Here is a 12,603-nt window from a genome sequence, read left to right as displayed (position 1 = left end):
CAGTGCTTGACCGGGCCATTCGTCGTACCGGCTCATCGCCGTCGGTGCTGCATGCTGCCCGCAAACGGGACCGGATCGCCGCATGTGGGGTCCGGGCGGGCCCGTCATCCGGGAGATTCCACCAGCGGCTGGCAGCGGGGACACCACCATGTCCGACGACGGCCCGCGTCACCCGGCACTTCGGCTCGAACGCGTACGGTCGTCCCGCATCGCAGGCACGGCTTCCCGGCCCGGCCCGCAACCCAATGCTGCTGCCCCTTGCGCGTGTTCCCTGTGGTGACCTGATAGGCACCGGGCTGCGTGGCGGAGAAACGAAGGCATCTCGCGCCGAGAGCCACCAGGGCGGGGATGTCGACGTCAGCCGTCGCCGTGTCGGGATGCACGCCGCGCAGGAAGCACAGCTCGTTCGCCCAAAGGTTGCCGAACCCGGCGACCTTGTGTTGATCGAGCAGGGCCGCGATGATGCGCTCACCGGGATCGCGGCGGAGGCGGCGCACCGCCTCATCGGCGGACCAGTCGTCCCGCAACGGGTCCGGCCCGAGGTGCCCGACGACATCGACCTCCGCGCGCGTAGGCAGCAGATCGACGACGGGGATGCCGAGCCCGTACGCGGTGGGGCCGTTCTCCACTCCGAGGATCACCCGCGCGTCCGGCAGCACCGCGCGCGGCAGCGTTCTGCCCGGAGCCGTGATCGTCCAGGAACCCTGCATCCGCAGATGCGTGTGCAGCGTGAGACCCGCATCGAGCCGGGTGAGCAGGTGTTTGCCGTAGGTCGCGTGCTCGAGCACCTTCATCCCGTCCAGGGCATCGGTTGCATGTGCGGGGACGCGCAGATCCCCGCGCGCGAGCCTGCGGCCGTCGAGCGCCGCCCGCAATTTGATGGCAAGGCGGAAGACGCTGTCACCCTCCGGCATGCTGCCTCCCTGACCGTTCCCGCCGCTCCGCGACAGATTAGCGCCCGCCACCGACAGTCTGGGCCAGGTGCCAGCTCCTGTTGACGGTCGGTTGCGTACCCGTTCGGCATCGCTCAGTCCCTGAGGTTCTGCACCCAGCACGGTCGAGAAGAGCAGGACCCCCAGGGACACCCTCGCCCTCCTGCTGACCACAGTGGCACGCGCCTTCTGGCCCATGGGCGCCGTCCCCGCCACCGTCGACGACCAGAGGGACTGGGAGCCGAAGAGCGCGTCCACGGAGGAAGCGGCTGCTTTCGTTATCGGTAGGGGACCGATACTATTTATCACTGCCGGACTCTCACCCGGCAGAGCGCGGTCTAGAAGCGGGCCCGGTTACGTGTCCCCGTCGTCTCACCGAACAGGCCCCCATGAGCACCAGACTGACGCCGTCCGAAGACTTTCCGGAAGATCTCACCGCACTCGCATTGCCCGAGGTCGAGGTTCTCAACAGCAGGATCCACCGCGAGCTCGACTACGAGTATGCGAATGACGGCGAGCCGTCCATGGAGACCGAGATCCGCCACGAGGAACTGACGGAGGAACTCGACCGCCGCGACCAGCAGCCGGAGTCCACTCCGGCACTGCCCGACGCCGTCGAATCGACGCGCCGCTCTTCCTGACAGGTCGGCGCCGCAGGCGTCGGCCGGTCCGATCCCGCCTCATGAACCGCCGCGGGCGTCGGCCACCCGGTCCGCCGCACGCGCCGTTACGGGCGTCGGCCCACCCGATCTTCGGCACGCGGCGAGCAGTGCTGCGCACGCGCCGCGCCGTCCCGACTCATGCAGCAACCCGGGACCCCGTGGCGGGCTTCAGGACGCCCATCAGGAGCGCAGCGGCAACGATGGCGCAGCTCAGCATCACGATGGCGGTGGGGACGGGTGAGGACAGTCCGAACGCGCCTGTGACCGGCGCCAGCACAGCCGCACCGGCCATGTTCGACGCCCCCAGCAGGGAGGCAGCGGTTCCGGCGCGGAGACCGTGATGCTCCAGGGCCGTGGCCTGCAGAGCCGGGTTCACGAGCCCGAACGACGTCGTGAACCCCATGATGGGCACCATCAGTCCCCACACGCCGAGTTGCGGGGCAAGACTCACGCTCAGCAGCAGGACGACGGCAGAAACCACCAGCGCCACGGCGCCGACGCGAACTGCGAGTGCCGGGGAGGCTCGCCTGGCCACCAGCCCGCCGACTTGCGCACCGACGACCATGAGCGCGCCCTGCGCCCCGAACAGCAGCGCGTACCCCGTCGGCGTGAGGCCGTAGACCTCCTGCAGGAGGAATGCACTCCCTGCCATGAAGGACATCATCGCCGCGAAGAGCAGTCCGCCGGCAAGAGCCACGGAACGGAACTGCGCGTCGCCGAGGAGGTTGCGGTAATCGTCGCGCAGGCTCACGCCCTTGCGGAGTGACCGGCGGTCCGGCGGATGGGTCTCGTTCCGCAGCAGGATCGATCCGGCGACGCAGAGCAGTACGAGGCCATAGCCGAGGAGAACCCAGAACAGGCCTCGCCACCCCACGATCTGCAGGAGTTGCGCACCGAGCGCGGGTGAGGCGACCACGAACACGCCCGACGCGATGGAGAGGCGCGCAAGGAACACCAGTAGCTGCTTCCCGCTGTAGAGGTCGCGGACGACGGCGAGTGCTATGACCGCGCACGCCGCGGAGCCCATGCCCTGAAAAGCCCTGCTCGCCACGAGCCACCCCATTGAAGGGGCGAGGGCGCACGACGCCGTTGCGAGGCAGTACAGCACGATCATCACCGCCAGTGGGCGAGCACGACCGACGGCGTCCGAGACCGGACCGGATGCCAGTTGGCCGATCCCCATGCCGATGAAGGCCGCGGTCAGGGTCAGCTGCACCCCGCTCTCGTCGGCGCCGAACTCCCGTCGGATGGCCGGGAAGGACGGCAGGTACAGGTCCATGGTCAGCGGCCAGATCACCTGCAGCATCGCGAGGGCAGCCACGAGGAGCAGGACGCGCCGGGGAGCCTGGCCAGACCCGTGACGGCGGTCTCGAAGGGTGTGCTGCGGAACGGTCATGATCTCCTCGGCTGGATAGCGCTTTCCGGTCTATCCTTCCGCATCGGATCAACCACTGGTAGTCCCGACGGAACCTCTGCGTCTCTTGTACAGGCTGCCGGTTCCGGGAAAGTTCCCTCGCTCCGCTCGGCAGCGTGGTCTAGATTCGAGGGCAACGCAGTCCACCGATAGGAGAACGGCATGAAGAACAAACTCGTTTTCGGCGCAGGAATGGCGGCCGGTTATGTCCTCGGCACGCGGGCAGGACGCCAGGGCTACGAGCAGCTCAAGACGAAGGCGCAGCAGCTCTGGAACAGTCCGAGAGTGCAGGAGACTGTTGCCTCGACGACCGGCACCCTCAAGAGCAAGGCGCCGGAAGTGCAGGACTCCCTCAAGGGCGTGCTGAAGAGAGGCGGCTCGGGATCGAACGACGGCGCCAAGGCGCCGCAGGATCCAGGGAAGGACATCGGCGCGAGCGGCGATCTCCCCCTGGACGTGCCACCGGTCGTGACTGCCATGGACACGGGAGCCCCCACGGACACGGGCCCCAGCGGCGGGGATCCCAGCCACATCGCGGACACACCGTTCGAGGCGCAGGACGAGGCAACCCGCCCGGACCCCCAGAGGTAGGACCGAACCCACCGCGAATGGACGACGCAGGAGGGCCCGGGTCGTGCCCGGGCCCTCCTGCGTCCATCGCGGATCCACGTCCGGCGCACCCCTACCGCGGGGCTGGAAGCATGCTCACTCGGGCGATGGGGCCGCCTCGGAACGCCGAAGGGATGCGAATCAGACGCTTCCGCTGACGGTCTCCTCCGCGTCCACACACAGCTCGCAGTCCTCCTCGACGAGCATCGCATTGATGGCGACAGCGGCGCGGTAGGCGTCTCCCGCCGCCGGCACGAGCTGCGCCGCGGGATCAGCGGCATTGCCGACGGCCCACACGCGCTCCACGGTCGTGCGCCCGATATCGTCGGTCACCACACAGCCGTCGTCGCGCATCTCGCAGCCCAGGTCGGAGAGCAGCGGCGTGCCGGCATCGGCACCCGGTTCGCAGAAAATGGCGGCGCACGGGACGAGCGACCCGTCCTCCAGCCGAACACCACGGATGGAACGCGGTCCGCCGCCGTCGGCCTGTCCGAGGGCGAAGCCCTCCACCGTCCCTTCGACCACCCGGACCCCGCGGTTACGGAGCCGTCGCTCGTCCTCGTCGGAGAGCGGCCCGAGGAGATGGGGGAAGAAGGTCACGTCGTCAGACCATTGCCGGAGCAGGATCGCCTGATGGATGGAGGTCTCGGCTGAACCGAGTACGCCGAGTGCCTGGTCCCGCACCTCCCAGCCGTGGCAGTACGGGCACTGGAGCAGTCCCCGCCCCCACGCCTCACGCGCACCGCCCACCTCGGGGAGGATGTCACGCAGGCCGGAAGCGAGAACCAGTTGGCGCCCCTGCACGGTCGTCCCGTCCTCGGCGCGGATGGACCAGCCGGTCGTCGTCCGGGCCGCACGTTCCGCACTGCCCTCGAGGAACTGCACCGCGTATGGCTCCAGATCCTCACGGGCGAGCGAGAGCAGCTGCTCCGGCGCGGTGCCGTCGCGTGTGATGAAGCCGTAGGCGGCTTCCGCCGGGGCGTTGCGCGGTGTTCCGGCATCGATGACGACGATGTTCCGCCTGGCCCGGCCGAGGACGAGTGCGGTGCTCAGTCCCGCAACTCCACCGCCGACGATGACGACGTCGAATTTCTCCTGCTTGTTCATTCCTCTATCCGACCACGCACCGTCGACCCCGCGCGGCAGCAGATTCTGCTTGCGATCAGGCGGCGGGCCCCGTTTCCGCCCCGTCTGCGGACGGTAGACCCAGTGCCGCGACGAGCGACGAGAACCGCTGGTTCCCGGCGATGTCCTCCACGAGGACGGCGGTGCCGTCGGCATCGGCGAGCGGGATCTGCCAGTTGGGGTACTCGTCGTTCGTGCCCGGCTGGTTCTGGGTACGGCGTTCGCCGACGGCGTCGGCCAACGCGACTCCGAGCAGCACGGACGGCGTCTGCGCGATGAAGCCGTGCAATGCCTCGACTGTCTCCTGGACGGTCGCCGTCCCGCTCGGGAGAAGACCGCGCTCCCGGAGGAGCGCCAGGAACTTCTCCTGGGTGGCACGGTCCTCGGCGCGTTCCTCCTCGACGGGGCGGCTCAGCAGCCCGAGCTTCTCGCGCAGGGTCACGTGCTCGCCCGCGAGGTAGCCGGCGCTGGGCGGAAGGTCGTGGACGGTGACCGTCGTCAGGCAGCCCTTGCGATACGACTCCGGGGGCAGGGGCCCATCCTCGTCCTGTTCGAACCACAGGATCGAGGTTCCGAAGATGCCGCGCTCCCCCAGGTACTCCTGCACGCCCGGCTCGAAGACGCCGAGGTCCTCGCCGACGACGATCGCACCGGCACGCTCCGCCTCGAGCGCGAGGATGCCGATCAGGGCCTCGTGGTCGTAGTACACGTACGCTCCCGCGCCCGGCGCCTTGCCCTGCGGGATCCACCATAGGCGGAACAGGCCGAGGATATGGTCCACCCGGATCCCACCGGCGTGACGCAGTATGTTCCGGAGCATGTCCCTGAAGGCCGCGTAGCCCGACTCGGCGAGCCGTTCCGGATGCCACGGCGGCTGGCTCCAGTCCTGGCCGTGCTGGTTGAACATGTCCGGCGGAGCCCCCACGCTGATTCCGGTCGCAAGGACGTCCTGCAGCGCCCACGCGTCGGCTCCGCTCGGGTGCACGCCCACAGCGAGGTCGTGCACCACGCCGATGGACATGCCGGCACCGGTGGCTTCCAGCTGGGCTTCCTGCAACTGCTCGTCCACAAGCCACTGCAGCCACTCATGGAATTCGATCCGTGCCGCGTGCCGCTCCGCGAACTCGCGGGCGCCCGCCGAGCCGGGGCGCCCGACGTCGTTCCATTCCGGCGCGCCCGGGGGGAGGGTCTCGGCGAGCGCGGACCACAGCGCGAAGTCGGCGAGGCCCTGGCCCTGATGGGATCGGTAGGAGTCGAAATCCCGCTGACGCTGTTCGGGCCGCTCGACGGCGAAGACGAGTTCGAGCGCTTCGAGCTTCGCCGCGTAGGACGAGTCCCGGTCCAGCAGGTCCGCGGTCGTGTTGGCGGCTCGGAAGCCGGCAGCGAGCTCCTGCACCCGCGCCTGCGCGGGATCACCCAGCCGCGAGTACTCAGGGATGTCCTCGATGCGCAGGTACAGGGGATGGAAGTAGCGCCGCGTCGTCGGGAGATAGGGCGACGGCTCCACGGGAGGTACGGGCTCCGCGGCGTGCAACGGGTTCACCAGCACGAAGTCGCCGCCGTGCGCCGCGGCGGCGACGGCGATCTGACCGAGGTCGGCGAGATCTCCGATGCCCCACGACCGCGATGAGCGGACGGAGTACAGCTGGGCCATCAGTCCCCAGGTGCGTCGGTCCATGAGCGACGCCGTCGTGCTCAACCGGTCAGGCGTCACCACGAGGGTGCAGGAGGACTCCTGTCCGTCGACGCTCGCGTGCAGCGTGTGCCAGCCGAGGGGCAGCGAAGGCGGCAAGGTGCCATTCCTCCGCTCGATGTCCTGCCCATCGATGGACCGGGTCACCGTCGCCTCTTCCACCGTTCCGGTGAAGCGGGTGCCGTCCTCGTCGACGACCCACAGGTCCACCCCGGCGCCCGCGGGCGCGTGGATCGTCACGGGGTCGTCGTCGCTCTCGCGCACGACGACGACGGCGGGCAGCACGGAGCGCCACGGCCCGGCGTCGACGGCTTCCAGGGCATGGGTGATCGCCGCGTCGGAGGACGCGTCGACACCGAGCGCGGCGAGCACCGCCACGAGCGTGTCCGGCGCCACGCGCGCCGGCTCGCCGTCCCATCCCTTGAAGGTGGTGCCGACGCGGTGGGCCTCCGCAAGCTGCTCGAGGGGAGTCGGGGTCTTCCGGGGGGCTTCTTCTTGCTGCGTCGTGTCTGCCATTCCACCAATCTAGGCGTCGATCAGCAGGCTGCGCATCCGGCCCGGTACCTTCCCCCTGATTTGACGCGGCACTTCCGGCTCCCGCTACCCGGCCGGATCCGGCCCCGCTAGCAGCCCACCGCGCGCCGGACAAGCTTCCGGCGCTCCACCGTCCGGGTGGCGACGGTTCCCCTCCCGGTGCAACTGTGAAGCATGGCCTACTTCCTCGAATACCTCGTCCCCGCGGAGAATGACGGCGCGGAGGTGCCCGTCGACGACGCCATTGACGGCTTCACGGTTCCCGTCGGCGAGACGGCCGAGCGCGTGATCCACATGGACGCCCTGCCCGCCCGCAGCCGCATTCTGGCGGGCACGCTGGACGAGGCTCGTGCCGAAGCGGAGCAGCTCCTCCTCCACAGCAAGGCCGACGCGGGCGAGCTCTTCGAGGACTCGGAGGACTCCCTCGAGGCCGGAGCGGGCCGGCGCGTAGGAAGCTTCCGTGAGGGATCGGGCTGGAGCGGGGACTGACCCGTTACCAGGTGTCCTTCGTGTAGGTGCTGTTCAGGCGTGCGATCAGCGAGCCGAGGCTCGCCACGTCCTCCGGCTTCCAGCTGCGCATGAGGTCGTTGAAGGCATTGCGCCGTCCGGTCTGTGCGGTGGTGAGCTGCTGCTTCCCGAGCGGCGTCAGCACGACCCGCTGGGACCGGGCGTCATCCGGATCGAGCTGCCGGCTGACGAGGCCCAGTCGCTCGAGCCCCGCGAGCTGCCGGCTCACGGACGGTTTGCCGACGCCGATGCTGTTGGCGATGTCCGTCGCCCTCAGCGATCCCTCGCGCTGCAGCAGGGTCAGGATCCCGTAGGCTGCCGGTTCCATCTCGGGATGGACGGTCTTCGCAAGCGAATGCGATGTCGTCCGCTCGCGGCGCCACAGCACGCTCGTCTGCTCCTCCAGCACCTCGATAGCGCGATCGAACTCCCTGCCGTCGGGCCCCTCCGCAATCTCCATGGAGGAAGCGTATAGATGCCCGTAGGAACGAGCGCCACCTTCCACGGAAAAGTCCGAAGATTTCAGCGAAGGGCAAGTCCGCCGCTCCGGATGAAGTCCAGGTGCATCTGCGTCTGGTGGAGGGCGGACAACAGCTGGAACCCGTGCAGCCCCTTCCAGCCCGCGGTCCAGGTGACGAGCGAGGCGATGTCCCAGATCCTGGGCTCTCCTGGCCGTCCGCCCCCGGCCGCCACGACCTCGGCGACCTCCCGCGCTCGCTTCAGATGGTGGTCCGCGCATTCCCGGGCCCTCTCGGCAACGCCGCAGAACCGGTAACCGTGTCCCGGCAGCGCCTCGTGGTCCGGATACCGGCACACGGCGTCGATCGATGCCAAGTAATCGGCAAGCGGGTTGGACGGTGTTTCTCCACCCAGCCCGAGACCGGGAAAGACAGTCGGCAGCACGTGGTCACCCGTCAGGAGGAGGCCGCGGGCGTCGTCACGCAGGCAGAGGTGGCCGGCTGTGTGCCCGGGGGTCGCCATGACCTCGAGCCGGAATCCCGGGACGGAGAGGACGTCGCCGTCGGCGAGCTCCCGATCGACCGCCAGGACGAGCCCCTCGGGCGAGCGATCCACGTACTGGGCGAGTTCCGCCCTCCGCTCGGACGGTACACCCCACGTCTCCAGCCGATCGTCCGCCGGCACATCACCGACTGCCCGGGCGCAGTGCCGTTCGAGCGCCTCACGCTCGAGGACATGCATCCCGAGCGTGGCTCCCGACGCGTCACGCAAGCGACCGGCCATTCCCACGTGGTCCGGGTGCAGGTGCGTGCCGATGATGCCCGTCACGACATCCGCCCCTGAACACCCCGGGACGAGCTGGTGCAGCGCATCGGTCAGCCGCTGCCAGTTCTCGTCGGAGTCCCAGCCCGGGTCGACGACGAGGACGCCACCGTCGGTATCCCGCAGCAGGTAGGTGAAGGAGTAGGCGAGGTGGTCGCCGGGCATCGGTTGCGCGAGGGCCCAGACGTCGTCGCGCACCTGCTCCAGCGGCGGTAGGTCACCGCGCTCGAGCGCCTCCTCCTGCTGCCTGCTGGTGCTGTCCACGGTTCCCCTCAGATCGACTGGTCCCATTCAAGCAGTGCCAGGATCTGCGCCGCGACGTCCTCAGGCGAGCGCGCCGTCGTCCGGATTCGGTGGACGGCGTCCGGCGCCTCCCGGTCGAGCCGCTCGGCGGCCCGGGCACTGCGGAGCCGGTGCTCCTCCAGCTGCCGGCCGGTCTCGCGACCCGCGAGACGCGTGTTCGCCGTCGTCGTATCCGCCTCGAGCAGCACCGCCACGACCGCCGGGGCATCACCCATGGCAGCGGTGAGGGCCCCTGTCTCGAGGACGGACACAGTGTTCGTGTAGATCAGGCGGCGGTAGCCGAGCGCCCGATAGTTGGACCAGATGGCGGCGAGATTGCGCTCCGCGAGCCGATGCTCCCAGGGCTCGGGGTAGGCAAGGTCCAGGGCATCACCCTCGACGACGGCGTGCCGTACACCCCGCTCGACGAGGAGGTCGTGGAGGGCCAGCCCCACCGTCGTCTTGCCGACGCCCGAACGCCCGCCGATGAACAGTACCGAGCTGCCAGCACTGTCCATCGGCGGGCGCGTGGGGCATCCCCCGTCAGCCGCCAAAGAGGGCGGCGACGCGCGTCAGGGTCTGGAAGACGCCGTAGGCGAGGGGCACTCCGACGAGTGCCCACACTGCGGCGATGCGTGCTCCGGCCATGTCAGGCCTCCTTCGCGAATTGTCTCGGGGCGCCCTTGGCCGGTTCGTGGAAGCGCGGATCGACCGGCTTGACGAGCAGGTTAGCGATGAACCCCACGATCAGCAGTCCCACCATGGTGAGCAGCGCGGGCTGATAGGCCCCGGCCGTGAGCTCGCCCGGGGTGCCCTGCGCGTCGAGGAAGGCGTTCACGATCAGCGGTCCGGCGATCCCTGCGGCAGACCATGCGGTCAGCAGGCGGCCATGGATCGCACCGACCTGATAGGTGCCGAAGAGGTCCCGGAGGTAGGCCGGCACCGTGGCGAATCCACCGCCGTAAAAGGAGATGATGACGAAGGCCAGAGCGACGAACAGCAGCGTGGTGGAGGACCCGGCCAGGGCCAACACCAGGTAGAGGGCCGCCCCGACGCCGAGATAGACCATGTAGATGCGCTTGCGGCCTATGAGGTCCGACGTCGTCGACCACACGAAGCGTCCACCCATGTTGCCGATCGAGAGCAGACCCACGAAACCGCCGGCCACCGCGACGGACACCGCCGTCGAACCATCAGCGCCGCGGAAGAAGTCCTGGATCATGGGGGACGCCTGCTCGAGGATGCCGATACCTGCCGTGACGTTGCAGAACAGGACGATCCAGACTAGCCAGAACTGTCGTGTCTTGATCGCGTTCGCGGCCGACACGTTGTCGGTCGTCACCAGCGGCTTCGACTTCAGTTGCGACGGATCGAACCCGTCCGGCTTCCAGCCTTCGGCCGGCACCTTGATGGTGAAGGCCCCGAACATCATGTAGACGAAATAGACGACGGCGAGGGTCAGGAACAGCTCCCCGACGGCGTCGCCACTCGCCACCCAGCCCTCCGCATCCGAGTTCGGGTCGTACATGCGGAGCAGTTGTGTGGACAGCGGACTTGCGATGAGGGCGCCGCCCCCGAAGCCCATGATGGCCATGCCCGTGGCCAGGCCGGGACGGTCGGGGAACCACTTGATCAACGTCGACACGGGCGAGATGTAGCCGATTCCGAGGCCGATGCCGCCGATGAAGCCGTACCCCAGGTAGACGAGCCACAACTGGTTGGTGAAGATACCGGCGGCACCCACCAGGAAGCCGGAGGTCCAGAAGAGCGCCGAGGTGAACATCGCCTTGCGCGGCCCGTGCCGGTCCACCCACGTGCCCAGCACGGCAGCGGACAGTCCGAGCATCACGATCGCGATGGAGAAGATGATGCCGATCTGGGTCAGGGTGGCGTCAAAGTGGGCCGTCAGCGCCGTCTTGTAGACGCTGGTCGCATAGGCCTGGCCGATGCACAGGTGCACGGCCAGCGCCGCCGGTGGAATCAGCCATCGGTTGAATCCCGGTGGCGCGATGGTGTGGTCGCGGTCAAGCCAACTCATCATTACCCTCTTCGTCCGTATGGGTGGCCATCCCCGGGCCATCGTTGATGGAGGCAATTATGCGGTGCATCACACCGAGCGGGAAACACCCCAGAATTCTCGGGAGTTTGTGGCGACGAATGGCGCGCGCCGTGAGAAACTACCCAGCAGGCTTAGCACTCTCGCCTACACTGACCCCTATGGCCACTATCGAGCAGGTACCGGACACCAAACTCAAGCGGGGGATATCGGGGCCGCTGCTGTACCTCTTCATCCTCGGTGACGTCCTTGGAGCCGGCGTGTACGCCCTCGTCGGCGTCATCTCGGCCGAGGTCGGCGGCGCCATCTGGGTTCCCCTCATGGTGGCCCTCGCCCTGGCGCTGCTGACCGCCGGGTCCTACGCGGAGCTCGTGACCAAGTACCCTAAGGCGGGCGGCGCCGCCGTGTTCGCCGAACGCGCCTTCAAGAGGCCGTTCATCTCCTTCCTCGTCGGCTTCTGCATGCTGGCAGCGGGAGTCACGAGCGCGGCAGGCCTCGCCCAGGCCTTCGCCGGAGGTTACCTGACCACGTTCATCGATGTGCCCGCGGTTCCCGCTGCCCTCGTATTCCTCGTCCTGCTCGCGCTGCTCAACATGCGCGGCATCAAGGAATCCGTCCGCAGCAACGTGGTCATGACCGTGATCGAGGTGTCAGGGCTCGTCCTGGTGATCGTCGTCGTCGCGATCTTCGTGGCCGGCGGCAACGGTGATGTCTCGCGGGTCACCGAATTCCCGCCGGGGGTCAGCGCAGCTTCAGCCGTCCTCGCGGCGTCGCTGATCGCCTACTACTCCTTCGTGGGATTCGAGGTCTCCGCCAATGTCGCCGAGGAGGTCAAGGACGTCAGCCGGGTCTACCCGCGGGCCATCTTCGGCGCCCTGCTGACAGCCGGCGTCGTCTACCTCCTGATCGGGCTCGCATCCTCGGCCGCGATGGCCCCGGAGGATCTTGCGGGCTCCAGTTCACCGCTGCTCGACGTCGTTGCGGCTACGGGCGCGGGCATCCCGAACTGGCTGTTCAGCCTCGTGGCACTCATCGCGGTGGCGAACGGTGCCCTGCTCACCATGATCATGTCGAGCCGCATCACCTACGGAATGGCGGAACAGGGTCTCTTCCCGTCCGTTTTCGACCGGGTCCTCCCCAACCGGCGCACACCTTGGGTAGCGATCGTCGCGACGACGCTGGTGGCCATGGCGCTGACGCTGACGGGCGGGCTCGAATCGCTGTCCCAGACCGTCGTGCTGCTACTGCTGTTCGTATTCCTCAGCACCAACATCGCCGTGCTCGTGCTGCGAAAGGACGCCGTGGAACACCGGCACTTCCGGATTCCCGTGGTCTTCCCCTACCTCGCGATCGCGTCCTGCATCCTGCTCCTCACGCAACAGACCGGTGAGATCTGGCTGCGCGCCGGCATCCTGCTCGCGCTGGGGCTCGCCCTGTACGGTGTTCAGCGGCTGGTTCGGGGTCGGAGCAAGTCGCGGGGCACCCACTAGCGGCGTGCAACCCGAGCG

General features: G+C 68.5%; 12 protein-coding genes. 4 read left to right on the top strand and 8 right to left on the bottom strand.

Annotated features, from left to right (window positions below; all coding sequences use genetic code 11):
- Positions 1 to 104 precede the first annotated feature (104 nt).
- Positions 105 to 1,241 (bottom strand): DNA-formamidopyrimidine glycosylase family protein, encoded by a 1,137-nt coding sequence (locus CXQ96_RS00970; RefSeq protein ID WP_258058709.1) that lies wholly within the window; start codon positions 1,239 to 1,241, stop codon positions 105 to 107.
- A gap of 80 nt (positions 1,242 to 1,321) precedes the next feature.
- Here CXQ96_RS00970 and CXQ96_RS00965 point away from each other — a divergent pair, with 80 nt between their 5' ends.
- On the top strand, positions 1,322 to 1,573 hold the full coding sequence (locus CXQ96_RS00965; protein WP_104116163.1) for a hypothetical protein: 252 nt from the start codon (positions 1,322 to 1,324) through the stop codon (positions 1,571 to 1,573).
- A gap of 157 nt (positions 1,574 to 1,730) precedes the next feature.
- Here the strand turns inward: CXQ96_RS00965 and CXQ96_RS00960 are convergent, their stop codons facing one another.
- Complete coding sequence (locus CXQ96_RS00960; protein WP_104116162.1) at positions 1,731 to 2,990, bottom strand: multidrug effflux MFS transporter; 1,260 nt, start codon at positions 2,988 to 2,990, stop codon at positions 1,731 to 1,733.
- 180 nt (positions 2,991 to 3,170) lie between these two features.
- On the opposite strand from CXQ96_RS00960, the gene CXQ96_RS00955 reads away from it, so the two are divergent.
- A complete protein-coding gene (locus CXQ96_RS00955; protein WP_104116161.1) occupies positions 3,171 to 3,599 on the top strand; it encodes a hypothetical protein in 429 nt (142 codons plus the stop codon).
- A 159-nt stretch (positions 3,600 to 3,758) separates the two neighbouring features.
- On the opposite strand, the gene CXQ96_RS00950 is transcribed toward CXQ96_RS00955, so the two are convergent.
- On the bottom strand, positions 3,759 to 4,724 hold the full coding sequence (locus CXQ96_RS00950) for an NAD(P)/FAD-dependent oxidoreductase (protein ID WP_104116160.1): 966 nt from the start codon (positions 4,722 to 4,724) through the stop codon (positions 3,759 to 3,761).
- A 55-nt stretch (positions 4,725 to 4,779) separates the two neighbouring features.
- Positions 4,780 to 6,951, bottom strand: a complete 2,172-nt coding sequence (malQ, locus tag CXQ96_RS00945; protein ID WP_104116159.1) for a 4-alpha-glucanotransferase — start codon at positions 6,949 to 6,951, stop codon at positions 4,780 to 4,782.
- Positions 6,952 to 7,143: 192 nt separating this feature from the next.
- Between malQ and CXQ96_RS00940 the strand changes: the two genes are divergently transcribed.
- The gene (locus CXQ96_RS00940; RefSeq protein ID WP_104116158.1) at positions 7,144 to 7,458 is read left to right on the top strand and encodes a hypothetical protein; all 315 of its coding nucleotides are present in this window, start codon (positions 7,144 to 7,146) and stop codon (positions 7,456 to 7,458) included.
- A 4-nt stretch (positions 7,459 to 7,462) separates the two neighbouring features.
- Here CXQ96_RS00940 and CXQ96_RS00935 read toward each other — a convergent pair whose 3' ends face one another.
- The 4 genes from CXQ96_RS00935 to CXQ96_RS00920 all read right to left on the bottom strand — a co-directional run bounded on the left by CXQ96_RS00935 (position 7,463) and on the right by CXQ96_RS00920 (position 11,077).
- Entirely contained in the window at positions 7,463 to 7,936 is a 474-nt protein-coding gene (locus tag CXQ96_RS00935; RefSeq protein ID WP_104116157.1) for a MarR family winged helix-turn-helix transcriptional regulator, read from the bottom strand.
- A gap of 62 nt (positions 7,937 to 7,998) precedes the next feature.
- Complete coding sequence (locus CXQ96_RS00930) at positions 7,999 to 9,021, bottom strand: MBL fold metallo-hydrolase (protein WP_181036312.1); 1,023 nt, start codon at positions 9,019 to 9,021, stop codon at positions 7,999 to 8,001.
- Positions 9,022 to 9,029: 8 nt separating this feature from the next.
- The gene (locus CXQ96_RS00925; protein ID WP_104116155.1) at positions 9,030 to 9,557 is read right to left on the bottom strand and encodes an adenylyl-sulfate kinase; all 528 of its coding nucleotides are present in this window, start codon (positions 9,555 to 9,557) and stop codon (positions 9,030 to 9,032) included.
- 131 nt (positions 9,558 to 9,688) lie between these two features.
- Complete coding sequence (locus tag CXQ96_RS00920; RefSeq protein ID WP_104116457.1) at positions 9,689 to 11,077, bottom strand: OFA family MFS transporter; 1,389 nt, start codon at positions 11,075 to 11,077, stop codon at positions 9,689 to 9,691.
- 179 nt (positions 11,078 to 11,256) lie between these two features.
- On the opposite strand from CXQ96_RS00920, the gene CXQ96_RS00915 reads away from it, so the two are divergent.
- On the top strand, positions 11,257 to 12,585 hold the full coding sequence (locus CXQ96_RS00915) for an APC family permease (protein ID WP_104116154.1): 1,329 nt from the start codon (positions 11,257 to 11,259) through the stop codon (positions 12,583 to 12,585).
- Positions 12,586 to 12,603 lie beyond the last annotated feature (18 nt).

Origin of the sequence: Arthrobacter sp. B1805, assembly GCF_002929745.1 — a bacterium.
GTDB lineage: Bacteria > Actinomycetota > Actinomycetes > Actinomycetales > Micrococcaceae > Arthrobacter_D.
Note: the sequence above shows the minus strand (reverse complement) of the source record. Positions and strands in the feature narration are given on the sequence as shown.

What these genes read in the sequence shown, in the direction of transcription:
- CXQ96_RS00965 (WP_104116163.1), top strand. Translation starts at nt 1,322, where the DNA reads ATGAGCACCAGACTGACGCCGTCCGAAGACTTTCCGGAAGATCTCACC.
- CXQ96_RS00960 (WP_104116162.1), bottom strand. Translation starts at nt 2,990, where the DNA reads ATGACCGTTCCGCAGCACACCCTTCGAGACCGCCGTCACGGGTCTGGC.
- CXQ96_RS00955 (WP_104116161.1), top strand. Translation starts at nt 3,171, where the DNA reads ATGAAGAACAAACTCGTTTTCGGCGCAGGAATGGCGGCCGGTTATGTC.
- CXQ96_RS00950 (WP_104116160.1), bottom strand. Translation starts at nt 4,724, where the DNA reads ATGAACAAGCAGGAGAAATTCGACGTCGTCATCGTCGGCGGTGGAGTT.
- malQ (WP_104116159.1), bottom strand. Translation starts at nt 6,951, where the DNA reads ATGGCAGACACGACGCAGCAAGAAGAAGCCCCCCGGAAGACCCCGACT.
- CXQ96_RS00940 (WP_104116158.1), top strand. Translation starts at nt 7,144, where the DNA reads ATGGCCTACTTCCTCGAATACCTCGTCCCCGCGGAGAATGACGGCGCG.
- CXQ96_RS00935 (WP_104116157.1), bottom strand. Translation starts at nt 7,936, where the DNA reads ATGGAGATTGCGGAGGGGCCCGACGGCAGGGAGTTCGATCGCGCTATC.
- CXQ96_RS00925 (WP_104116155.1), bottom strand. Translation starts at nt 9,557, where the DNA reads ATGGACAGTGCTGGCAGCTCGGTACTGTTCATCGGCGGGCGTTCGGGC.
- CXQ96_RS00920 (WP_104116457.1), bottom strand. Translation starts at nt 11,077, where the DNA reads ATGAGTTGGCTTGACCGCGACCACACCATCGCGCCACCGGGATTCAAC.
- CXQ96_RS00915 (WP_104116154.1), top strand. Translation starts at nt 11,257, where the DNA reads ATGGCCACTATCGAGCAGGTACCGGACACCAAACTCAAGCGGGGGATA.